At 43.8% G+C, this 24592-nt stretch carries 16 protein-coding genes and 2 pseudogenes; 13 read left to right on the top strand and 5 right to left on the bottom strand.

All coding sequences use genetic code 11. The annotated features are described in order from the left end of the window. Window positions 1-13 precede the first annotated feature (13 nt). Genes FM042_RS06960 through FM042_RS06940 form a run of 5 tightly spaced genes read left to right on the top strand, consistent with a single transcriptional unit; the run spans window position 14 to window position 7849 of the window. Window positions 14-2044 (top strand): transposase family protein, encoded by a 2031-nt coding sequence (locus tag FM042_RS06960; RefSeq protein ID WP_232366397.1) that lies wholly within the window; start codon window positions 14-16, stop codon window positions 2042-2044. Continuing rightward, window positions 2044-3708, top strand: a complete 1665-nt coding sequence (locus tag FM042_RS06955; protein WP_143235701.1) for an AAA family ATPase — start codon at window positions 2044-2046, stop codon at window positions 3706-3708. The genes FM042_RS06960 and FM042_RS06955 overlap by 1 nt, the downstream gene beginning before the upstream one ends. Then, window positions 3709-5217, top strand: coding sequence for a TnsD family Tn7-like transposition protein (locus FM042_RS06950; protein WP_143235700.1), 1509 nt, complete (start codon window positions 3709-3711; stop codon window positions 5215-5217). After that, window positions 5214-6818: a Tn7-like element transposition protein TnsE gene (locus FM042_RS06945; RefSeq protein WP_232366396.1), complete on the top strand. Its 1605-nt coding sequence runs from the start codon at window positions 5214-5216 to the stop codon at window positions 6816-6818. The genes FM042_RS06950 and FM042_RS06945 overlap by 4 nt, the downstream gene beginning before the upstream one ends. Window positions 6819-6871: 53 nt before the next feature. Next, window positions 6872-7849, top strand: coding sequence for a hypothetical protein (locus tag FM042_RS06940; protein WP_143235699.1), 978 nt, complete (start codon window positions 6872-6874; stop codon window positions 7847-7849). A 72-nt stretch (window positions 7850-7921) separates the two neighbouring features. Here FM042_RS06940 and FM042_RS06935 read toward each other — a convergent pair. The 3 genes and pseudogenes from FM042_RS06935 to FM042_RS06925 form a co-directional block, all read right to left on the bottom strand. After that, a pseudogene (locus tag FM042_RS06935) lies at window positions 7922-8839 on the bottom strand (IS30 family transposase). 105 nt (window positions 8840-8944) lie between these two features. Further along, on the bottom strand, window positions 8945-9430 hold the full coding sequence (locus FM042_RS06930) for a YqhA family protein (RefSeq protein WP_221931505.1): 486 nt from the start codon (window positions 9428-9430) through the stop codon (window positions 8945-8947). Window positions 9431-9547: 117 nt separating this feature from the next. Further along, window positions 9548-10525: pseudogene (locus FM042_RS06925) on the bottom strand (IS30 family transposase). A gap of 129 nt (window positions 10526-10654) precedes the next feature. On the opposite strand from FM042_RS06925, the gene FM042_RS06920 reads away from it, so the two are divergent. The 8 genes from FM042_RS06920 to FM042_RS06885 all read left to right on the top strand — a co-directional run bounded on the left by FM042_RS06920 (window position 10655) and on the right by FM042_RS06885 (window position 23176). Beyond that, window positions 10655-11437, top strand: coding sequence for a hypothetical protein (locus FM042_RS06920; protein WP_143235698.1), 783 nt, complete (start codon window positions 10655-10657; stop codon window positions 11435-11437). 309 nt (window positions 11438-11746) lie between these two features. Next, the gene (hsdR, locus tag FM042_RS06915) at window positions 11747-14059 is read left to right on the top strand and encodes an EcoAI/FtnUII family type I restriction enzme subunit R (RefSeq protein ID WP_143235697.1); all 2313 of its coding nucleotides are present in this window, start codon (window positions 11747-11749) and stop codon (window positions 14057-14059) included. A 1-nt stretch (window position 14060) separates the two neighbouring features. Continuing rightward, on the top strand, window positions 14061-15911 hold the full coding sequence (locus tag FM042_RS06910; RefSeq protein ID WP_143235696.1) for an AAA family ATPase: 1851 nt from the start codon (window positions 14061-14063) through the stop codon (window positions 15909-15911). A gap of 3 nt (window positions 15912-15914) precedes the next feature. After that, entirely contained in the window at window positions 15915-17393 is a 1479-nt protein-coding gene (locus FM042_RS06905) for a class I SAM-dependent DNA methyltransferase (protein ID WP_143235695.1), read from the top strand. Window positions 17394-17395: 2 nt separating this feature from the next. Next, window positions 17396-18643 (top strand): restriction endonuclease subunit S, encoded by a 1248-nt coding sequence (locus tag FM042_RS06900; protein WP_143235694.1) that lies wholly within the window; start codon window positions 17396-17398, stop codon window positions 18641-18643. 9 nt (window positions 18644-18652) lie between these two features. Beyond that, window positions 18653-19795 (top strand): SIR2 family protein, encoded by a 1143-nt coding sequence (locus FM042_RS06895; protein WP_143235693.1) that lies wholly within the window; start codon window positions 18653-18655, stop codon window positions 19793-19795. A gap of 1 nt (window position 19796) precedes the next feature. Further along, window positions 19797-21539, top strand: coding sequence for an ATP-binding protein (locus FM042_RS06890; protein ID WP_143235692.1), 1743 nt, complete (start codon window positions 19797-19799; stop codon window positions 21537-21539). Further along, window positions 21536-23176, top strand: a complete 1641-nt coding sequence (locus tag FM042_RS06885) for an RNA-binding domain-containing protein (RefSeq protein ID WP_143235691.1) — start codon at window positions 21536-21538, stop codon at window positions 23174-23176. Before FM042_RS06890 ends, FM042_RS06885 begins: the two co-directional genes overlap by 4 nt. Before the next feature lie 626 nt (window positions 23177-23802). Here the strand turns inward: FM042_RS06885 and FM042_RS06880 are convergent. Together FM042_RS06880 and FM042_RS06875 are read right to left on the bottom strand one after the other, a co-directional pair. Beyond that, the gene (locus tag FM042_RS06880) at window positions 23803-24240 is read right to left on the bottom strand and encodes an RDD family protein (protein WP_143235690.1); all 438 of its coding nucleotides are present in this window, start codon (window positions 24238-24240) and stop codon (window positions 23803-23805) included. 89 nt (window positions 24241-24329) lie between these two features. Continuing rightward, complete coding sequence (locus FM042_RS06875; protein ID WP_143235689.1) at window positions 24330-24518, bottom strand: hypothetical protein; 189 nt, start codon at window positions 24516-24518, stop codon at window positions 24330-24332. Between the last annotated feature and the right edge of the window lie 74 nt (window positions 24519-24592).

Genomic DNA, 24592 nt, shown 5'->3' with positions numbered 1-24592 from the left:
AGTTCGCTATCGAGTGTTAGAGGTACTGCCGAGACATCTGGTCTGGATAAACCTCGATAATTCAAAAGCGTTTCCTGAACTTATCACTCAAGACGAAATTCCTGAGTACATTGACAGTGGTGTTCTCGAGCGCGTTGAAGACCCATATTCAGAGCTGAAATATCAATCGCCCGCTGAAGGCACTGTTTCACGTCAAAAGCGGGACAAAAATCTTGAAATACTTGCACCGTTAATCTCGCTATCTGAATTTTACGAGCCTAAACGTCGCGGACCGATTGTTGAAAAAATCGTTTCGGATCATCAGACAACTAAACAGACGGTGTATCGACTTGCTCGTCAGTACTGGCAGCGTGGGCAAATACCAAACGCCTTACTGCCCGGCTATAAGAATTCCGGCGGTAAAGGTAAAAAGCGAGTAGCAAAAGGCAAAAAACTCGGTCGCCCCAGAAAACACCAACCAGGTGTGGGTGCCATTATCGATCAAGAAACGGAACGCCTATTCAGAATTGCCATTGATAAGTTCATTCTTAATGATAAAGAGCATTCATTTCCTTATGCACATCGTCGTCTTGAGTCGATGTACCGAACCTACTTCCCTGAGGTACCAGAGGAAGATTTTCCCAGCATTTGGCAACTGCGGCACTTTTATCAGCGCGAATACTTACAGCCAGAAATACTGAAAAAGCGGGCGTCAGCAAAAGATTTTAGTAAAGACATACGACCGCTTCACAGTACTGCAAATACTCAGGTTCAGGGGCCAGGCTCTCGTTATGAAATAGATGCTACGATTGCTGATATTTATCTAGTATCTGACTCAGATCGGCGAAATATAGTGGGTCGTCCGGTGGTGTATTTTATCATGGATGTGTTCAGTCGTATGGTTGTAGGTATGTATATCGGGTTTGAGAACCCGTCATACGCAGCGGCAATGCAAGCACTGTTCATGGCCGCAACGAGTAAGGTTGAGTATTGCCAAAAGCTTGGGTTTGAGATTACCGACGAAGATTGGCCTTGTATTGGCCTCCCAGATGCGATTTTAGCAGACCGGGGTGAATTGTTAGGTCACCAGATTGAAAACCTTGAGAACAGTCTTGCGGTGCGCCTTGAGAACACTCCACCTTACCGAGGTGATGCCAAAGGTATCGTCGAACGACATTTCAGGACCATGCATGCCTCATTCGGTGCATTTATGCCCGGTCACGTTACCGGCAACTTGGTTAAAAAGCGTGGTGGTGTTGATTACAGATTAGATGCGAAGTTAACCGTGACGGATTTCACTCAAATTGTGTTGTCGTCCGTACTTCAACACAATCAGTTTGCTGTTTTGGAAAAATACGATCGTGATAGCGATATGCCAACGGAACTTCCAAACACACCTTTGCAGCTATGGCGTTGGGGTATTCAAAATCGTACGGGTCGACTTCATCAGATAGATGGTGATGCTCTTCGTATTGCATTGCTGCCAAGAGCTCAGGTATCGGTATCAGAGCACGGCATTAGTCTTTTTGGGTTGCACTACACCTCGCAAGAAATACTTCGAATGGGCTGGACTCATCGTGGGAAAACAGTGAAACGGCCAGGCAAAATGATGGCGGCCTATGATCCGTTAGTTGCGGACCACATTTACCTGTTTTACGAAACTGGCAGCAATAAGTATTGGACATGTAGTTTGACGGACCGTTCTCGAGAGTTCAGAGGAGGCTCATTTTGGGATGTCTGGTACATTCAGGAAGAAAAGAAGAAAACTGCGGCTGAGGCAAAAGTTGTTGCTAAACAGAGCCGTCGGCAACACGAAGAGTTTGTTCTAAAGAAGCTCGCAGAAGCACAGGCTAGCAGTCCTGCAGACTCAGGCACCCCGAAAAGTGAAAAAGTTCGAGCGATTCGTGAAAACCGCGCAAATGAAAAACAGTTAGAGCGCCAGAGCAAAGCAGTTCGGACCGAGCCGCTGCAACAGAAGCCAGCAGATGTAATACCGCTGAAAGAAAGCGCACCAGAATTGGATTACCCAGACTACGTTGACGAGCTTTTTGGAGATGATGATTGATGCCGTTACCTGATAATTTCGTCGCCGCAGTTTACAAAGACCCAGGTGTTTCGCGGTATCGGGGGAACCCGCTCATTGAAGCGTTACCACCTATTATGGATTTGAAGGCACTGAAGTCTCAGTTAACGGGTACGGTCAGCTTTGATCCCAAGGATTGTTTCGCCGAGCCACATCAGCGGGCACACGAAATAGCCTCCCTGCTCGATGATTTCTTTCAACCGTTGTCGATACACCGGCAACTCGAAGAAAAACTCTCAGTGATGATAAGAGCCGGTTACGTGGGTCGAAACCCGAAGGACGGTAGCCTAAACAGTAAGATGCAAGATGGTTATCAACGAATCATGGATGGTGCTACGAACAACTTCAGGTTTGCTCAGACTAACTCCACTGCCAAATGCCTTTCTTTAATTGGCTGTTCAGGCAGTGGCAAAAGCACCACGGTTAATCGAATTTTATCAACCTACCCCTCAGTTATTTTTCACTCTGATATCAACTTTGTGCAGTTACCTTATTTGCGAATCGAATGCCCAAGCGATGGCTCCTTAAAAAGTTTGTGCTTGAATTTTTTTAGGGAGATTGATCGCACCTTGGATACAAATTACGAGCAAAAATATGCCCGAAAACGTCACAGCACAGAAGTGCTCCTTTCCTTAATGGGGCAAGTTGCAACGCAAAAAGCATTGGGTGTGCTGGTGATTGATGAAGTACAGCGCTTGGGCTTGAAGCGCTCGATAAGCAAAGAAGCGATGTTGGAGTTCTTTGTTGCTCTTGTTAACGTTATAGGCGTGCCGGTAGTGCTAGTGGGAACTCCTAAAGCCCGCCCAATCTTTGAAATGGAACTGCAAGCGGGCCGCAGGAGCGCAGGCTTTGGTTCTTTGTTCTGGGAGCCTATGCAGCGGCCGAATAAGGCACGAGTAGATAGCAATGGCAAGGTTCGTTTAAGTGAGTGGGAAGCCTTCACCAATAAGCTTTGGAAGTATCAGTGGCTTAAACAGAGAAGCGAAACGCTTGATGATGCAACTCGAGATCGCTGGTATAGCCTGTCTCAAGGGGTGTTGGATATTGTGGTTAAACTTTTTGTGCTTGCGCAGCTTCGGGCAATAGCTACTGGTATCGAGCGGGTTACCCCTGAGTTGCTGCAAAAAGTGTACGACGATGAGTTAATTCCCGTACATCCGATGCTTGATGCTCTGCGGCGTAATGATGCTGATTTAATCGTTAAATACTCTGATTTGCACCTTCCTTCAATAGATAAGCGTTTACTAGAACTGCGTCACTTAATTGAACAGCAACAAGAACAAAAGAAAAAAGAAGTGTCGTTCGGTAACAATGAAAAAGCACTGCGGTTATATAACTTGTTGCAAGCCATGGAGTGCGACTCTAGCCTACTAGCACCTCTGATAGAGCGAGTGTTTAAAGAGCATCCAAGCCTTGGGCTACCTGAACTAACGAAAATTGTACTGGCTTGGTACTCGGAATCTCAGTCGTCGCCGACGCAAACTCGATCGACTACGACGAAAAGCATTAAGCCAAATAAGTGGCATGAACTCGGCTCTGATGACTTGCGTTTTAAGTACTCTCAGAAGAGCACGAGTTTTTACAACGAGTTAAAGTTAGGTGCGGAAGTTTTTGATATTCATTCTAGGCTTAAACAGGTGAGTTAGATGCTTGGATTCCCGCTGCCTTACGAAGGTGAACTTGTCTACAGCATAATAGCCAGACATGGAGTTCATAGCGGGATAACGTCACCCAAAGAACTCCTTCAGGAAGTGTTTGGTAATACGAAAATCATTGCTACCACCGATCTTCATGGGCATTTAACCCAGATTAGCCGGCTCTACCCATCAGCGCTTGCGATCCCCCCTCGTTCGCTACTGTACAAAAACACTTTATTCCCCTTATACGCATGGTTTAATGGCGAAACCAGGCGACAAAAACTGGCTAAGCAACTAACTAGCAACGTTAAGACCACCGTGCATTTGAGTACGGGCTTTGCTGCTTCACGGGTGCGCCAGCCTGTATTTTTACGCTACTGCTCAGTGTGTATTCAGAAGCAAATTGCGCACCATGGTGAGTGTTATTGGCATCGTGAGTGGCAAATTGCTGGTGTCGATTGCTGTCCTAAGCACGGCGAATTGCATTCAAGCCTTGTACCCAGAACCAGTAGAATGCGACACAGATATTGGCAGGCATCTAATGATTCATGTCCAGAGCAACAGCAAGCACTCACCTTATGGCAAAGCCAGGTTTTACAGTCTAGCGTTCACCAACTAATGGATATGGATGAATCTAAAGTTCCGTCGCTTGAGCAGTGGGGCTGCTATTACAAGTCGCTGGCGTGTGATTTTGGCATGAACAGAGGGCAACATGTTTCACACGAGCAAATCGCCGACCGCGTGCATAGTTTTTGGTCCCAGCACTGGCTTGGTTCCCATAACTTGCCGCTCACTGATACTGAATTCTGCTGGCTCCGAGCAATTTTCCGAAAGCATCGAAAAGCTTTTAGCTACTTGGAGCACCTTGTTGTTTTGCATGCTTTTCTTGGTAGGCAATTTAGTATTCAGGATATCTTGGCTCATGTGGCTAAGATTACCCCACCAAAGCCAATGTTCAAGCGCTTGGTTGGTTCTACAGCGCCTATATTACTCCGCGAAAATCGCAGAAAATGGTTAAGTGGACTCAAACGTTTAGGTACGAAGGAAGCCCGTAGAACGGGGTTAGCGGCGGTTTACGCATGGCTTTATCGAAATGACAGGGATTGGCTATTGGCAGTTAACAGAGTTTTTTCACGGCGTAAAAGTTCTGTTCAATGTCGAATAGATTGGCGTGAGCGCGATAAAGCAGCGGTGAAAATCCTTTTTCGTATTATGAATAGTGCTGAGAGAGAGCTAAACGGTCCAAGGCGTTCAACGGCTTGGTATCTGAATCCATTATCTAATAAAGCAACTATTGAGAAAAATTTAAACAAGCTACCCCTCTGTAAGCTATTTTTAGCGGTTTATTCTGAATCGGTATGGGAATATCAGGTTCGACGCATAACGGCTGTTGTAGCGGATTTGGTGAACGCTCATGAGGATATCAAACGTTGGGTAGTGATGAGACAGGCAGGTTTGAGTGAGGATCGTTTAACACCCCAGGCTAAGTGCTTTCTTGAGGAGGTCATTGAAAATTGAACATACAAGATAACCTGAAAGGTTTTGCTGACGATACATGGATCAATGGCATTGGTTCTCTATTTCGCAAAAAAGGCCATAAAAACTGGGGGATTAACTTGAGTGTGTATCCCCATGATCAAGAAAAAAGGACTTTGCTTCTTTCTCAGGCACCGATAGCAGTTCGAAAAAATGTTCTTAGACCGACAAAAAATTACAGCCCTCAAGGTGAAACGTTATCTTTCTCTGTTGATAATGCTCAAAACTGGACAGTTGAGGTTATTAGTAATTGCTCTGCTTGGCCGAGAAAACTGAAAAAAGAAGCAGAACAATGGTGCTTTAAGGTACCGCTTGAAGGCGGAACTACGGTTTTTATTCCACAGTTCGAAATGGCGCGAGCGCTTTTTTTCAAAAACGTATACCTATCACGTAGCTGCCTTGATCACGGAATTCTAGATCGCGAATTCGGAATTGAATACGATGAGTTCGATCCAGAGCATGTTACGGTGCGAGTTAGAGAGCTCACTACCTGTGCAGATAACATGTTTAAAGATTACAGCTATCGTCGCTTTTTAGCTTGGGTGCTTCTTGACCCTGAAGCACGACGCTCATATGAAAGTATCAGTCGGCTACAAATTAATACCGGCAATAGCCTAGGATTATATCAAATTTGGGACTTCCAATTTGAGCCGCCATCCATGAGAGGAGCAATGCTCAAGGTGAGAGGTAACTGGGATCGAGACACAAATACATTTTTCGTTTATGAAGTTTCGGGCATTGGAAATATCGCCGCCAATGTCCCTGAAGAGGTAGACTTCGTTAGTCCTAAGTTCTTTACTTTGGAGTCAGGTGGCGGCTCAAGTGGCGGCGGCCCAGCTGAGCGCCCACCTGAACATGAAGTTGAAGATGAAAGCGGTGAGAGCAAAGAGAATTACCCAGTGATATTGCAGGGTAATGCCACGATCTTTGAGTTCGCGAAGTCATTTAACACCCGTAAAGCGGCTACAAAAACGAAGAAATCGGGTAACCGAGGTGATGGTGAGAGCACTCAGGCTCCAAATGAAGTAAGCACCGAGGAGCAAGGGCCAGACGGGATGTTACCGAGTGCGGATTGGGATGGGCTTGATGACCAAACTGAAGACACTAATTTGTATGAAAGCCGGTTTGCTAGTTTCTTCAAAATGCTTGAGATTCTTGAATCGAAGCATGACTGTGAAGTAGTCAAGTTAGGCACGCGAAAGCTGCCAAAAATTGGTCGTTGCAATGGCCATACGATGCGAGATGATTGTACCCCTAGAGTTTGGACTGCAGTGAAAGTCAGTTTTGATCGAGCAAGCTTCTACTTGTTAGAAGTAGACATGTCAGATGCAACAAAACCGTTATCAACTAAGGTGATAAACGCTACCGTTGGGGATAAGCTCATTGAACAACGAATTGATTTTGAAACCCGTCTGCTAAAGAACTCGTTAAATTGGCCAAAGGCATATCTGGATGAAGTATGCGGTGCTTCAAATCACTTTTTCATTGTGCACCCCAAGACGAAAAAAACGGGGCAAATTGCGATGGATGATATAGAGAGATGGGCTGCTAATGTTTATCGTAATTTACTTAGGCAAAGGTGAATGAAGACGTACTTAAGCGATTGAATACCTTTAAGGATCCGCTAATGAGATGTATGTACACATTTGAGCTTGTCGGGGCGTTACGCCCAGAAAGACTCCTAGCGTTCGAGCTTGACGACTTTCGTTTCGAGTTTGGAGTTGATAAGGATTCGGGAGAAGTACGGGAGTTAATGATATCTTTTTCTGTGCATGCAAATGACGTTGCAACTTATTCTGATAGTTCGAATGATAAGATAAAGGCACACATAAACTTGAGCCAACCTCGTTGGGAACGCGTGGTCGAGATGGTGCATCACATCAGTGGGATGTGGGGAATTTGGGGGCTCCAAGACGTTCTAGTCAATGAAGCGACAACTACGTTTATACCGGAATCGGACAAGGATAAGCTTGCTATAACTGTAAACAACTTCAAAGTGAAGCGAGCGAGGCAGCCTTTCTTGGGCGACTTGCCTCGACTAAAGCCCGAATATGTAGTGATGCCAATAATCACTGCCGTTAAAATGAAGAATCATGACGTCAGGCTGTCGTTTTATCGTCGAGCACTTCAGGACGTACTGAATGGCGAGTACATTGAGGCCTTCTACGATTACTACTTTATGCTAGAGTCGACTTATGGTGAGGGAAAAACCAAGAACACTCATATTCAGAAAAAATTTTTAGAATCAGAACTCTTGAGCTCGACGATCGAAGAGACAGTGCTTTCCAAGCAGTACAAGTATAGCCTTCCTGCTGAGCTTAGAAGTAGATATCAAGTTGATTATGCAGGCCTGACAGTATCCACCTTTATAGAGAAAATTGTTAAGCTTAGGGGATTTTTACATCATCACAATAATAAGCGGTGTGATGGTTGGAAGCCGACAAAACAAGACGATTATCGGCTCGAAGCATTTATGTTGCAAGACATCTGTTGCAGAGTTGGTGTTGAGCTTTTCTACGAAAGTGTCGAGGAAAGTAACGCAAAAGCTGTCTACCAAGAGTTGGTTGAAAAGTACATAAGGAATGAAGAACCAACAGTAAGCCTAAAATTCTAATCCTAGATTCAACTAATAACTGCAACACTCGCTTTGCGCGTACTGCAATTGCTCTTTAAAAATCACATCTGGTTACTTAAACCCTAAAACCTTGCGTGGTCTATGGTTTATACGCTGCTGTATTTTTGCCAGCAAATCATTGGTCAATGTCCGCAAGCTGGTGCCTTTCGGTACATATTGACGCAACAGACCATTTGCATTTTCGTTTGCGCCTCGCTGATAAGACGCATACGGGTCAGCGAAGTAAACATCTGCATCTAAAGCCTTGGCTATACGCTTGTGCTCGGCGAATTCCAATCCGTTGTCAGCCGTAATCGTGTGCACAAGTGATTGAAAAGGTTATAACATTTCAATCAAAGCATCCGCAACTTCGTTTGCATTTTTGCTAAATACCTTACGGGTAACATAGAAGCGGCTTTTTCGCTCTAGGGCTGTCACGATGACGCCAGTTCCGCGCTTACCTATGACCGTATCGATTTCCCAGTCGCCGTAACGCTCGCGTGTTCCAACAATCTCTGGTCGGTCATGAATAGAGCGTCTATCGACAATCCGCCCTCGTTGTTTGTGTATTCGCTTTCTGTATCGCTTTAATCGATGTCTCAGATTCAGATGCTGATGAAGTTCGCCACCGCGCCGAAAATCGCGAATGATGTGGCTGTAAATCCACTCATGACTTACAGGACGTCCAATAAGTTTGCACACTGCGGCAATTTGCTCTGGACTCCAGTCCGCTGAAAGAAAGAGCTCGACAGCAATTACTGTGCGTTTGCAAATGCCTCTCTTTCGACCCTGAGCACGTCTTTTGCTCGTTTTTTGATGAGCTTTGCTAGGCTCATAGCAACCCGATGTAACTGAGTTTCTCCGAAGCTCTCGGCTTACGGTTGATGGCGAAACGTCTAATTTTTCTGCAATCTTTCTGAGTGAAAATTTCTCTGAGAGAAGCAACGAAATCTGGTATCGTTGTCCCTCGGTCAGCTGCCGATAACTCATGTTGGAACTCACTTTTTTTGGTCGAAAAGTAAGACTACCACATGTCGGTAGCTGACCTCCTTTTGACCTATCCCATTACATGAGTGTTGCGGTTATTATCTGAATTCAGGATCGCTCACTCATTTGACGGGCCGCGTAAACCACAGCAAAAATCACAAGCGCAATTGCCCCACCAAAGTAGAGGGATTCTATAGCTGCTCCAATCTCCACCGCTTGCTCAAGGAACAAGATAGTAAGAATCACGATTGAGACGTGCAACAGGGTAACTTTCAGGTCGTGGAAATTTGAGATATTAAGCACACGTAAAAACAACGACTTTTCCGTTGAGTTTTTCTTAATAAATAACCGATACAGCGAAATAGCAATAATTTGAAAAGTTAATGCAATCAGCAAGGTATCGAGTATTTTTAATAGTTTTACCGCCAGTCGTTTGCCATCGTCAGCGCTGGTAGGCAATCCCGAGAATAAATCGAGGAACAAGTGGAATACGATACTGATTGTGGAAACATAGATAGCGATTGCAGCAAAAATACAAATCAAAATCGTGATAAACACCAAGAACCGGCTCGAGTTAAACATATTTTCAATCATAGCTGCTCCAAAACGCTGACCATCTGAGAAGGTTTATAGCCCCTTGCGCAAATTAGCCTATTGGGAATCCCGAAACCAGTTTTTTCGAAATGTCGCATTTAAATTATCTAGATTCAACTAATAACTGCAACACTCGCTTTGCGCGTACTGCAATTGCTCTTTAAAAATCACATCTGGTTGCTTAAACCCTAAAACCTTGCGTGGTCTATGGTTTATACGCTGCTGTATTTTTGCCAGCAAATCATTGGTCAATGTCCGCAAGCTGGTGCCTTTCGGTACATATTGACGCAACAGACCATTTGCATTTTCGTTTGCGCCTCGCTGATAAGACGCATACGGGTCAGCGAAGTAAACATCTGCATCTAAAGCCTTGGCTATACGCTTGTGCTCGGCGAATTCCAATCCGTTGTCAGCCGTAATCGTGTGCACAAGTGATTGAAAAGGTTATAACATTTCAATCAAAGCATCCGCAACTTCGTTTGCATTTTTGCTAAATACCTTACGGGTAACATAGAAGCGGCTTTTTCGCTCTAGGGCTGTCACGATGACGCCAGTTCCGCGCTTACCTATGACCGTATCGATTTCCCAGTCGCCGTAACGCTCGCGTGTTCCAACAATCTCTGGTCGGTCATGAATAGAGCGTCTATCGACAATCCGCCCTCGTTGTTTGTGTATTCGCTTTCTGTATCGCTTTAATCGATGTCTCAGATTCAGATGCTGATGAAGTTCGCCACCGCGCCGAAAATCGCGAATGATGTGGCTGTAAATCCACTCATGACTTACAGGACGTCCAATAAGTTTGCACACTGCGGCAATTTGCTCTGGACTCCAGTCCGCTGAAAGAAAGAGCTCGACAGCAATTACTGTGCGTTTGCAAATGCCTCTCTTTCGACCCTGAGCACGTCTTTTGCTCGTTTTTTGATGAGCTTTGCTAGGCTCATAGCAACCCGATGTAACTGAGTTTCTCCGAAGCTCTCGGCTTACGGTTGATGGCGAAACGTCTAATTTTTCTGCAATCTTTCTGAGTGAAAATTTCTCTGAGAGAAGCAACGAAATCTGGTATCGTTGTCCCTCGGTCAGCTGCCGATAACTCATGTTGGAACTCACTTTTTTTGGTCGAAAAGTAAGACTACCACATGTCGGTAGCTGACCTCCTTTTGACCTATCCCATTACATGAGTGTTGCGGTTATTATCTGAATTCAGGAATCAAGGAGGGTATTTTAATGGTTAACGAAGGATTAAATGCATTTGCTCAAGTGTCATGGGCTGAAGTGGGAATATTTTGGACAAGCATTGTGCTAGCCTTGATCACAGTAACTGCCACGGCACTTAACTACTTGTTGCTGAGAACTCAAAAAGACCCTGAAGTTATCGTTTATGCGACACCAGATGACAAACGCCCTTCTATTATTAACTTAGTTATTGAAAATATTGGCCCAGGTATGGCAAAAAGTGTGACGTTTAAGATGCCAGACTACTTTCCTGCAAATGCCTTTGGATTCGAAAGTGCAAAAAAGCCCGAGAATATGATTACCGGACCATTGATCTTTGGAATTCCTTCATTAGGGCCCGGTGCGAAGAGAGTGATAACTTGGGGGCAGTTTGGAGGGCTTAAGAAAGGTCTTGGTGACGAGGTTAGTTCAGTCGTTTGTCATTACACGGGAGATAGAATAGGACTGCCAGGACAGAAGAGCCTCCAAACAGAGTGTTTATTAGATATAAAGTCATTTGAAGCTACGGATGCTTCGGATAACAATTGGGACAAAAAGACTGCAAAAGAGCTTGAGAAAATTGCGAAGGTGTTAACTCAGTCTGCAACTGGCTTTAAATCAATAAAAATAGACTGCTCAATTAGTCGTGGCCATGCAGGCAATAATCTGGCATGTTTTCGCCATGTCGCACTAAATCAGATACGGCGTGAGAATACAGTAATCGCCAGCGTGAATCGCAAACAAAAAATGGCAACCATGAGCGAAGAAGTACTGGACTTAATCGTAAATGCTTAAAAAACGTTCACGCTCTTGCCTTGGTAGCTTATGGACTCAAACTATGGCTGAAAAGATGTGGTTCCTGCTACACTTACTTTTGTTATTGATGGTTGTGGAAGGTTTCGGCGGTATGATTACGTTGCATCCTAACCTGGGATTGAATTTAGCTTAAATAAAGCGAGCTAATATTATTAGTATTTAAACTTGTGGAACGCTGGCAAGTTAAAGAGAATAGCCATGACCTGTCGTCATCTTGGGCAAAGAGCGAGGAAATATAAGCAACTTTTTCTTTCTTGAACAACTCCCGAGTAACCAAGGAGCAGCTTAATGGCATCAGAAGCAGATACCAGAGCAAACTATATCGACCCAGCACTAAGAGCCGCGCATTGGCAACCGGGCAATATCATTCGGGAGCACTACTTTACCGATGGCCGTAAGCTTGCTGGCGGTGTCCGTGGTCGTCGTTGTTTCGTCGATTATCTGCTCCACAAAGACAATCGTTACCTTGCAGTTGTTGAAGCAAAAAAAGAATCTGAGCATCCAACCAAAGGCCTTCAACAAGCCATCGACTATGCTAAGAAGCTACTCGTTCGTTTTGTCTATTCAAGCAACGGCAAGCAAACCTATGAGTTTGATTTAGAAACCGGCAAAGGCGACTACATCGAGTTTTACCCAACACCACAAGAGCTTGAAAACCGCTACGCGGGTGTTAATTCGGATCTAGGCCAGCAGCTTCGTAATGTGCCTTTCCATTTAGAAGGCGCAATGCAGCCGCGTTATTACCAAGAATTAGCGGTCCATGCCGCCACAGATGCCATTGGTAAGGGTAAGCCACGCGTGCTGTTAACGCTGGCGACTGGCACAGGTAAAACCTTTATTGCCTTTCAAATCGTCCATAAACTGTTTCAGTCCCGTTGGAACAAAGAATCTCCGGGTACACGTAGGCCTAGAATTTTGTTTTTAGCCGATCGCAATATTTTGGCCGATCAAGCCATTAACACCTTCAATCCATACGAAAAAGATCTCATAAAAATAAACGGTGAAGAGGTACGCAAGCGGGGTGGAGTCGTGCCAACCAATGCACATATCTTTTTTGCCATTTACCAAGCCATTGCTGAGCGTGAAAATATTGAAGGCTACTACAAAGCGTATCCAAGTGATTTCTTTGACCTAGTAATGATTGACGAGTGTCACCGTGGCAGTGCTAATGAGACAGGCTCTTGGCGAGCCATACTCGATCATTTTGGCAGCGCTGTGCATGTCGGCCTAACAGCTACACCAAAACGTGAAGCTAACGTGGATACCTATGATTACTTTGGAACCCCCGCTTTTGAATACTCATTAAAAGATGGCATCAACGATGGTTTCTTAACGCCATATCGAGTTAAGCGCGTACGTACCAACTTAGACGAGCTTGTGCTAACCAAAGATGACCAAGTAATTGAAGGTGAATCAGGGCAAGACGTCTATCAGGTAGAAGATTACGACAAAAAAATCGTCGTAGATGAACGTACCGAGCTGGTCGCAAAAGCCATTTTAGACAATATCAATCCACTAGAAAAAACCATCGTCTTTTGCGAAAACCAAAATCATGCTCTCACCATGCGCGACATGATCAACAAACACAAAAAGCTGAAAGATCCGCACTACTGCGTGCGCGTGACCAGTGATGAGGGCAAAGTCGGCCGCGAGCTACTGGAAAAATTCCAAGATAACGACAAAGATATCCCCACCATCATTACCTCATCGCAAATGTTAACAACGGGGGTAGATGCCCGTAATGTGCGTAACGTAGTGCTGGATAGAACCGTTGGCTCAATGGTGGAGTTTAAACAAATTGTCGGTCGCGGTACCCGTGTTTTTGATGGCAAAGACTATTTCACCATTGTCGATTTTCGCGGTGCAACCAATAAGTTTTATGACAAAGATTGGGATGGTGAACCTGAAGCACCAGAGCCAGGAGGTATTGGTGAGCCAACACCACCCTACACACCAGAACCACCCGGAGGAACAGATGGCCCAGAGCCTGAACCGGGTGAGCCAAAACCTCGGTTGAAAGTAAAGTTAGGCAAACACCGTGAACTGAAAGTCATTGACGTTGAAACTCGTTATATCGATGAAAACGGCAAACCTCTCACGGTGCAAGAATTTGTTGAGCGCTTGATCACCCAATTACCAGGGTTGTTTAAATCGGTTGAGGAATTGCGGCAGATATGGTCAGACCCAGACGAACGCGAAACCTTGCTCGGTAAACTCGTACAAGCAGGCTTTGATAAAGAGCAACTCGCCACCCTACGACGCATGTTTGAAGCAGAAGAGTGCGATATCTTCGATCTGCTGGCTTTTTTAGCCTTTGAGCAGCCTATGGCAACCCGCAAAGCTCGTGCCGATCAAGTACGTACTAACAGTGCTTTCTTTAATCAGTACCAACAAGAAAAGGCACAGCAGTTTTTGCACTTTGTGCTTAACCGGTATGAGCAAACTGGCAGCACTGAGTTATCACGCGAACGCTTGCCTGCTCTTATCGAACTTTCAGGGTTGGGGACAGTGAAAGACGCCTCAACTGCATTCGGTGGCAAGCCAGCCTATTTACTGGCTGCTTTTAAGCAATTGCAACAACAGCTTTACCACGTGAATTAAAATGGAAATAACTTTATCTCCAAACCACCTTCATCCGGATGAGCAATCATTTAAGCTCAATAAATTTTCAGCTTTAATCGGCGAAAATGGGTGTGGGAAGTCGTCTATTCTTCAAACTATTTTTGAAGGGCGTATGTCGGACGTAATGCTATCTGATTGGAAAGTTGTTTGCTTTTCCTCTGGGCATAACGAGCGGTATTCAAGAGCTTTCTCTAACTATCTTAAAAAGGCTAGAAAATCAAAATCTGGGTTATCGTTACACTGTTTTTACTATGACAAAACCTGGTCTCCTTTATTAATCTTTTTGGCTTCTGTACTCAAAAAGCAAGGTAAAGTAAGGAACTTACTAAAATCGTTAGGGCTCGTTCAAGAAAGTGATGATTTAGGGGATGATATTAGTTCAATATTATCTTGTGGATTCAGAATTGATCGGCCATACATTAACAAAGTTGCAGCGGCTTTAAAACAAGAAGAAACTGGGGCAACAGATACCATTCGCTCAACCCCTTTTTTTAGAAGTCTTTCAAGCTTCATCGAAAATGTTATCGATGGAGTATATGATTTTGAAGATATTATTTCAAAACAAGACATTAAAATAACTAGCAGAGATATCTTCAATACATCTTTCGAGTCTGCTCACGTCGAAGGCGAGACTGACATAATTATGGACGATCCTGCAGTTACTTTTTTAACTCAAGCAATCGATGCCAACAACCCAATAACTAAAACAAGCCTCCGTTTAAAATTTTATAATGATCTTTCACTAGATGAAGTGAGTGATGGTGAATATCAGCTGTTGTTTGTTTATGCTCTATTAGACCTTTTCGATAACGAGAAAACGCTATTTCTTTTTGATGAAGCTGATAGCCACCTCCACTACAGAAATATCAATAAGCTCTGGGCAAGTATTGACAATGCAAAAGGCAGAGCCTTGATGACAACTCACCTATTGGATTCCATATCTGAAATCGGAGTTGAGAATATTCATGTAGTAAAGAAAGGCCGTGTTTTGCCTTTCACTGAGAGAAAAGAGCTGCAAGAACGCTTAGAGCAACTGTCAAATATAAATAAAGCAAAGCTAAAGACTTATGCACTTCATGAGCTCATCGTGCTTATGGATAACGAAAACGATTGGGAGATTTTTACTCGCCTTGTCATAAGAAAATTGGGACAAGAAACACATGGGGAGATCAAATCTCAATTTCGGAAGATATGCTGTATTTCCGTAGAATCAGGCTGGAACTCCCATACTTCATCTTTTGCAGCAAAAAAACTCAAATGGCTAGAGTCCTTTGTAAGCTACATTGATGGAAGTAATCACAAAGCCAAAAATGTTTACTTGATTTGCGATAGAGATAGCCTGCCATTAGCAAGCATAGACAACGAAAACTTACAGCTAAATGGCGGCAAAGATCTTACATCTTCTATAACAGGAAAATCCGAAATCAATGCTCAAATTCTTGTTTGGAGAAGGCGCGAAATGAAGCATTATCTTCTTTCATATACGGCATTGAAGCATCACCAACTACTCACAAAAATTAATAATGACTCTTTAGGGTTGGCCTGCCATCTCCATCAGAATATGAATGGCGACCATCAGTGCTTGGTAGATGAAGAAACTGGCAACAAAGCTCCGTTGGCAACTCAACACCTTGGAGAAAACTTAGAATTTAATGAAGGGCTTGGTCAACTTGCATCAAGTAAAGTAAAAAGCATTCTAGATCCGTTAATTAACACCGATGGAAATGGATTAGACATTGACAAGCTACAAGCCTATATCGATCTGATTCCGCCCGCAGAAATCAGCGAAGATATCACCAATATGTACAATTTTATTATCGGAAAACTATAAGCCATGTCATTACAACAAAAAATTGACCGAATTACCGACATACTGCGCCGCGACGATGGCATTAGTGGTGCTATGCACTATACCGAGCAAACCTCGTGGGTACTTTTCTTAAAGTTTTTGGATGATTACGAGTCTGAAAAAGAAGATGAAGCGGTACTATCAGGTAAAGATTATCAACCGGTGTTGGATGAAGCGCACCGCTGGTCAAATTGGGCCTGCCCAAAAAATGCTGAGGGCAAGCTAGATATTAACAAAGTTCGCACGGGCGATGACTTAACCGAGTATGTGAATAACGAGTTATTCCCCTACTTAAAAAGCTTTGCCAATGCCGCCGTTACAGGTTCAGACCCAAAGTCCTTCGCCTATAAAATTGGTGCCATCTTCCAGTATTTAGACAACAAGGTGGCGTCTGGCCATACTTTGCGTGAAGTGTTGGATATTATCGACACACTGAATTTCCAGTCCAGTGATGAAATGTTTGAACTCTCGCTGGTCTATGAAGGCTTATTGCAAAACATGGGCGATGCCGGTGGTTATGCGGGCGAGTTTTATACGCCGCGCCCCGTGGTACGAGCCATGATTAAGACCATTGACCCACAAGCCGGGCAAACCATTTACGATGCAGCGGCAGGCTCGTGCGGATTTTTAGTGGAAGCCTTTGAGCATCTAAAGGGCAAAAAGAACCAACTATCTACCGAGCAGTGGGATTTTATTCAACGCGACACCTTCTTCGGTTACGAGAAAACCTCGCTGGCGTACGTGATGGGTATGATGAACATGATTTTGCATGGCATCGAGTCACCAAACCTATTTCGTGGAAATACACTGACCCAAGATATCCGAAATATTCAAGAGAAAGACCGTTATGACATCATCCTTGCTAATCCGCCTTTTGGTGGAAAAGAGAAAGACCAGATCCAACTGAACTTTCCCATTAAAGCGAATGCCACCGAATTGCTGTTCATGCAGCACTTTATGAAAACTCTGAAAAGTGGCGGCAAGGCAGCCATCGTCGTACCAGAAGGTGTGCTATTCCAAACCAACAATCAGTTTAAACAAGTCAAACAAGATCTGCTCGAAAACTTTAATCTGCACACCATTTTAAGCCTGCCTGCAGGGGTGTTTTTGCCGTACTCGGGTGTTAAAACTAACGTGCTGTTTTTTGAGCGTAGCGGCGGCACCAGCGATGTGTGGTATTACGAATGTGAGCCCGAGCAAAAACTCACCAAAAACAAGCCCATCACCGATGAGCACCTAAAAGAGTTTGTCGAGCTGTACAGCAGCCGCGAAACCACAGAGCGCTCTTGGACGGTATCCGCCAGCAAACTGGCTGAAGATTATGACCTATCCGCCAAAAACCCAGCCAAACAAAAAGATGCAGAGCATTTAGCGCCAAGCGATATCCTCAAGCAAATTCGAACCAAGGAAAAACTGGTGTCAGGCCTATTAGATGAAATTGAAGGCCTGTTGGCGGAGAAATAAGAATGGAACAGGTTTTGTATAAATTACCGGATGGTTGGAAAAGGGTTTGTGTAGATGATGTCTGCACAAAAATCACTGATGGAGCACATAAGACTCCAAAATATACAGATGATGGTGTTCCATTTCTATCTGTAAAAGATGTCAATAAAGGCCTTATCGATTTTTCAAATACTAGGTTTGTGAGCCAAGAAACACATGATGATCTGTATAAACGTTGCAATCCTGAGCGCAATGACATTTTGTATACGAAAGTTGGCAGTACAGGTGTTGCAAAGATCGTTGATACTGATAGGGAATTTAGCTTATTCGTAAGTGTCGCACTACTAAAACCTAAGTCTGAACTAATCGATTCAAAGTACTTTGAATACGCTTTGAATTCTCCCGAATCTTATGCTCAAGCGCAGGCATTAACACGTGGCGTTGCAAACAGAAATTTGGTTCTAAAAGATATAAAGTCGATTACATTTAATTTTGCTCCTATCAAGGAACAAAAACGCATTGTCGAAAAACTCGACGCACTGCTCACCCGCATCGACACCGCCATTGAGCATTTGCAGGAAAGCGTCACACTGGCTGATTTGCTTTATGCGAGTGAACTGAATGAGATTTTTAATCCAAGATCCTTACCAATAAACCAAAATGGAATTTATGAATTGCCACATGGATGGGAGTGGCAAGAGCTAGCAGATGTTGTTGTTAAAACGGAAAATTTGAACCCGTTAAAGCATGCTGATCAAATATGGACGTATATTGATATATCCTCAGTAGATCGTGATCGATTTGCGATTAAAGACCCAAAGGAAATTCTAGGAAAAGATGCTCCATCACGTGCGAAAAAGCATGTACAGCTAAACGACGTGATATTTGCGACGACACGACCAAACTTGAAGAACATAGCGCTGATTCGGGATGAATATAGCTCACCAGTGGCATCGACAGGTTTCTGTGTACTCAGGGCTAACGAAAAGGTTTTACCTGCCTATTTGTTTTATTTTGTTACTACAGATTTTGTTCAAGCGCAAATTGAACCCTATGTTGGTGGTGCTTCATACCCTGCTATTACGGATGGAAATCTTAAAAAGGCACTAATACCAATTCCGGGCTGCGAAGAACAAAAACGCATTGTTGAAAAAATAAATAGTATTGGAAAATTGCATGTAGGTTTGAAAGAACAGTTGCAATTTAAAATAACAAGTCTTAGACAGTTAAAAGCATCAATTCTCGATTCTGCCTTTAAAGGCGAGCTCTAAGGAGGGAGTATGGCATTCGATACCACAGTTTTTGAACAAAAAGAGTTCAGAGCAGCAATAAACAAACTCGAAGAATTGCTCTCTCATTCAAAAGCGGTTTTGTTAGGTGCTGGGGCGAGTAGATGCGCGAATTTACCACTGACAGATCAGCTAACGGCTGAGGCACTAAAAAGTGAAAAGCTCTCAGCTGATTCAAAGCAGATATTGACTGCCATACAAACGTCTTTTTCTGGCGCAAATCCAGCTTCACACATAGAAGATTACCTAAGCGAGCTAGTCGATTGGCTTGCTATTACAGCTCGTAGAGCAAATCGCAATGTAACCGCTAGCGATGTATCTATTGGAGGTACTGAATATAGTAATGATCAGCTATTAGCAGCGATAAACGAGATAAAACTCGCTATTTTTGACGTAATTAATGTTGAAGTAGATTCGGCTGTACATGAGCGTTTTGTTCAGGCACTGCATCGACCAATGCGACCAGGAAAAGACAGCTTACCAAGCACCATCGATTATCTAGTGATGAACTACGACACGCTAATTGAAGACTCACTCGCACTATCACAGTTGAGATATGCCGATGGTTTAGAGGGCGGTGTATCAGGATGGTGGAACCCTTCAACGTTTGAACAGAACAATCTAGATGCCCGAGTATTTAAGCTACATGGTTCCATCAATTGGGCTGAACATGCTTCTTCATCAACACCATTGCGTATTGCTCCGCATTTGAAGCGCAGTCAAGATCAAGCTGCAAAGATTATGATTTGGCCTGCATCTACTAAATACCGTGAAACACAACTCGATCCATATGCGAACTTAATGCATAGAGCGAGATCAGTTTTGAACCCGCGAGGTGGTAGCCAACGAGTTTTGTTGATCGCCGGTTATAGTTTTGGTGATACACATATCAACCTAGAGATCGAACGCGGTTTAAGGGCTTCAAATGGCAATTTAACCGTAATTGCGTTTACGAGCGACTCTGTGCCTAGTGGCGCGCTGCAAACTTGGTATGAAGACAACGCGATCAACGAACAAGTACTTATTTTTGCTGATAAAGGTTTTTATCACGCCGATCACAAGGCAACAGCAGAAAATAGCATTGAATGGTGGAAGTTTGAAAACCTAACCCAGATCCTTGAAAGAGGTATTTGATATGGATAACAAATACATAAAACCTATCGAGAATCTCTCTATCGGAAAAATTATTGAGGTAGATGGATCGCGCATTATCGCCGAGCTCGACCCTACTATTTCAGACTTATCCCGCGTATTTGCTGGTGAAAACTATCCAATTGGCCAATTTGGATCAATCATCAAAGTTCATTTTGGCCGCCGCTCTATTTATGGCTTAGTCAGTCGATTACGTATGAAGGCTGACTACCAGCTAGAAAAGGGCTTGCCTATTGCCTCTTCTGATGAACGCATTATTGAAGCGGATTTATTTGGTGAGGGTGAATGGCGCAAGAAGGGAGATAATGAATTTGCCCTTGAATTTGAACGCGGTGTCGCCACTTACCCACTTCCTCAGCAAACTATTTACCTGACGCCTAAATCAGAACTCAGATTTATTTACGGTGATGCCAAAGGGGCCGTTATTCAACTGGGTGAGCATGTTGGTTCTGGTGGTGCCCCTTGTTACGCAGAACTGAATGAATTGCTAGGTAAGCACACTGCCATTCTTGGCTCCACCGGTGCCGGTAAATCAGGAACCGTTGCGGCGGTTATTCACAGTATTCTTGAACGAGGTCAGATAGCGAATCATGAGCATTGGCATCCGCAAATCATTATTCTTGATCCACATAATGAATATGGAAAAGCGTTCCCAGATCACCAAAGGTTGTCTACCGATGAAGGGTCACTGAAACTACCGTATTGGCTCCTCGATTTAGAGGAGTCACTGAGTTTGTTTATCGGCAAGACCGAGTTTGCAGCAACATCACAATCAAATATTGTTAAAAATGCGCTAATAGCGGTTCGTGAGGCAGCAGCTGGACAGCTTGGTCTTGATAAGAACCAATTAACGGTTGATTCGCCGATTCCTTACATTATTGGAAGTGCAGAAGGCTTAGATCATTTCGGATTCAAAGATGGAGTACGCTACGAAGAAGGATTAATCGGCGCCATCAACGCACAGCGACCAGAAAACAAAGATAAAAAGCAGCATGAGGATTTTAGTCGAGTTATTCGAAAAATAGATTCATTGCTAAAAGATGGTCGACTTAAATTTATGATGGAAAGTTGGGATGGCGACAAAGATCCGTTACCTACAGTCGTCAATCAGTTCTTAACGCAGCAAACCACAGTGCAAATTGTTGACTTGTCTGGTGTACCTAATGAAGTGGCAGGGGTAGCTAGCGCTGCAATCGCGAGAATCGTTTTTCAACTCAAAGTCTGGCAAACCGAGGCTGAGCGGCAAAATAGCCCAGTACTTTTGGTGTGTGAAGAGGCACACCGATACGTACCGAATAGAGGTGAAGCTCAATATGAGGCTGCTCAATCTGCAATTCGTCGAATTGCAAAGGAAGGTCGAAAATATGGCGTTGGTCTGTTATTAGTTTCGCAAAGACCGAGTGAAGTTGAAGCAACAGTGTTGTCGCAATGCAATTCATGGATTGTACTTCGAATAACCAATGATGCCGACCGCGAGCATGTTCGTAGTGTGTTACCTGATTCGATGTCCGGTTTAACCAAAATGCTTTCTGGCTTAAGGCGTCAAGAGGCTATCTTTGTTGGTCAAGCAGCAACCCTGCCAACTAGAGTGATGATTCGTAGCTTATCAGAAGAGCAACTACCTCGTTCAAATGATGTGGATTTCGATAAAGGCTGGCAGCAACAGGCGATGACAATTGAGCAAATTAGTGTTGTGGCAGCAAAATGGCGGTATCAGTCAAAATGAAACAACAGTTAGAGATTTTACTTCGTTGCAATAGCGAAAACGAAATCGTTGAGTTCAAAGAAGCGAAAAGAAACTATGATTTCAACAAGCTGGGAAGGTATTTTTCAGCTTTAAGCAACGAAGCAAACTTGAAACGGGTTAAGCAAGCTTGGTTGGTTTTTGGGGTTAAAGACAATCAAACTGTTGTTGGAACCAAGTTCCGAGCAAGCCCCAAAGAGTTGCAATCTCTCAAAAAAGAAGTCGCAGACAAAACCACTAATCGGCTGACCTTTGTAGCTATACACGAGATCGATCACTCCGAGGGTCGAGTTTTAATGTTTGAAATACCTGCAGCGCCACAGGGCATACCCATAGCTTGGGATGGTCACTACTATGGTAGAGATGGCGAATCTCTCGGACCATTGAATTTGGAGGAAATTGAGCGAATACGCTCTCAAAGTCGTTTGACAGATTGGAGCGCAGAAGTTGTGCCATCGGCTTCTGTTTATGATCTTGCCCCAGAAGCTATTAAGGTAGCTCGCGAGAAGTTTTTTCAGAAGAATCCTAAACTGGTCAATGAAGCCGAGCATTGGGATGACATTACATTTTTAAATAAAGCAAAGCTTACGATAAATAATCAGATAACACGCACAGCGATTTTGTTATTAGGTAAGAGTGAATCGTCCTACTTTCTCAACCCTGCTTCGGCAACAGTTACTTGGATTCTTAAAGATAGAGACGGGCTTGAGCGCGACTATCAGCATTTTGACTGCCCATTATTGCTAAGCGTAGATGAAGTATTCCATAAAATACGGAATCTGAAGTACCGGTATATGAAAGAAGGCACGCTGTTCCCCGAAGAAATCGACCAGTACGATCCGTACATTATCCGAGAAGCATTGAATAATGCGATTGCCCATCAGGATTACGAACTTGGCGGGAAAGTTTCGGTAATTGAATTTGAAGATGGTCGTTTGTGTTTCAGCAATTTAGGCCTGTTTATTCCTGGTTCGGTTGAGTCAGTGATCCAATCAGATGCTCCGGAGAGTCGATATCGAAATCGCTTTTTGGTAGACGCCATGGTGAATCTCAATATGATCGATACCATTGGTAGCGGTATTCGGAAGATGTTTCTTATTCAAAAGAAGCGATTCTTTCCTTTGCCTGAATATGAGCTCGGTAATAATCGGGTTCAGGTAACTATTACAGGTAGAGTCATTGATATTGCGTACGCAAGGAAGTTAGCTGAGTATCCTGAGTTGACCTTGGAAGACATCATCTTGATGGACCGGGTACAAAAGCGAAAGCCTTTAAAAGAAGAGCAGGCCAAGCATCTAAAAGCCCTTGGAGTTATTGAAGGTCGCAAACCCAACTATCATATATCAGCCCAGGTTGCAGACCATAGCGGAGATCGGGCGCAATATATTCGTAATAGAGCCTTTGACGATCAACATTATAAGCAGTTGATTATTGAGTATATTGGAAAATTCGGAACTGCAAAACGTGTAGACATTAATGGATTGCTTTTAGACAAATTACCAGATGTTCTGGATCCGAACCAGAAGGATAATAAGATCAAAAACCTTCTGCAAGCGATGAGAAAAGAGGGATTGATTGAGCCAGAGGGGAAGTCTTGGCGAAAGTCTAAAACCGGATAGTTTAGACATTTTTAGATATTTTTAGACATTTATTCTTGTCTTGGGTGTGGGTGCGAGCAAACTTAATACTCTTCCTAATAGGGCTCTACCTCGCACGCGCTGATAGCTGAATTTGAACAAAGCGATCTCAGCCAGTAAGTCGACAAGCCCTGTAAATTGGCCACTTTAAGAGCATCAATAGGTAGGAGTTGCTGTAAGATTGCAAAATAAATGACAATGGGAATCGCTGAAACTAGCGGCCTGTTGATCAGTGATTCGTGTTCTCGGCACAGTGAACTCCTCCTTTCTGCTGTACCGAACCTTATCAGATCAACCGGGCAAGATGATTGTCGCTAGACCGGCCACCGTAATTGTCGCTTAATAGAGGAGACTTATCCAGACTCGTCCGTGATAAGTTTACGCATGATTTTAGGTGGCTTTAATACCCCTAAAGAAGGGTATTCAATTTTGAGTATGATACTTTATTACTTAAGTCTGGGTGGATTTAGCCCGAATATTGCCATTCAGTATGATACTTTATTTTTTCAGTGCTAAATCTCGATAACGAAAAATCAGTAACTTACGGCTCGACGAGTATGAAACTTTATTACTACGCCACAAAGGGCCGCATCAAGCGGCCCTTTTTATTAGTACGGTTTTCTCGGCGGATCATGGATCACCACTGTGCCGGCGAGTTTATCGTGCCAGCCTTGTTTTCTATTATCGATGCCCACCCAAATGATGCCGAGCAGCAGCGGAAGCGTGGAAACGTAATAGCCCAAGTAACGGCCAATTAACCTGGCAGTGGGCACGGGCAGTCCTGTTTCTGCATCGACTATTTTTAGGCCAAGCAACATCTTGCCCGGCGTTGCGGAGCGATAGACCCAAAATAAAATAATCACAACAGCAGGGAAAATATAATTAAACAGTAGATCCCAAAAGCCGAGAACACGGGCATCGCTGCGCCAATAATCAAATCCGTAAATCGCGAATAAGACGGGCAATACAACCATCATTAATAGTACGGTATCAATTAATGCGGCGCCAACGCGCACCCAAAAACCTGCATAGTGGATATCGTTCATTCCATGCCCTTATAGTGATGTGGATTTTGGCTTTATAAGTCATCCAACGACATCGAGTTACCGACCTGTCTGCCGGGTGGCTTGTTCTCTCAACGATAGTATTTCCGATTGTGAAAATAGCCAAATGGGTTCATATGCTTTGCGGCATTCTGCGCGTGTTTATCGACCATTTCCTTAACACTCATGTCTGATTTATACATAAATTGAATACGATAAATGCGGCGCTCTAATGAACGGAAATCAATCAAGAATCGCTTTGCTTTTTTTGTGTAGGCCACTAGTTATGCCACACTTTCCAAAGGCTTAGCAACACGATTCAGCACTCGATATCAGTCGTCTTTACCAAATAAGT

The sequence above is a fragment of the Aliidiomarina halalkaliphila genome, from assembly GCF_007096385.1.
Taxonomy (GTDB): Bacteria; Pseudomonadota; Gammaproteobacteria; order Enterobacterales; family Alteromonadaceae; genus Aliidiomarina; species Aliidiomarina halalkaliphila.
The sequence above is the reverse complement of the archived record's forward strand: the minus strand, read 5'-3'. Positions and strand labels throughout refer to the sequence as shown.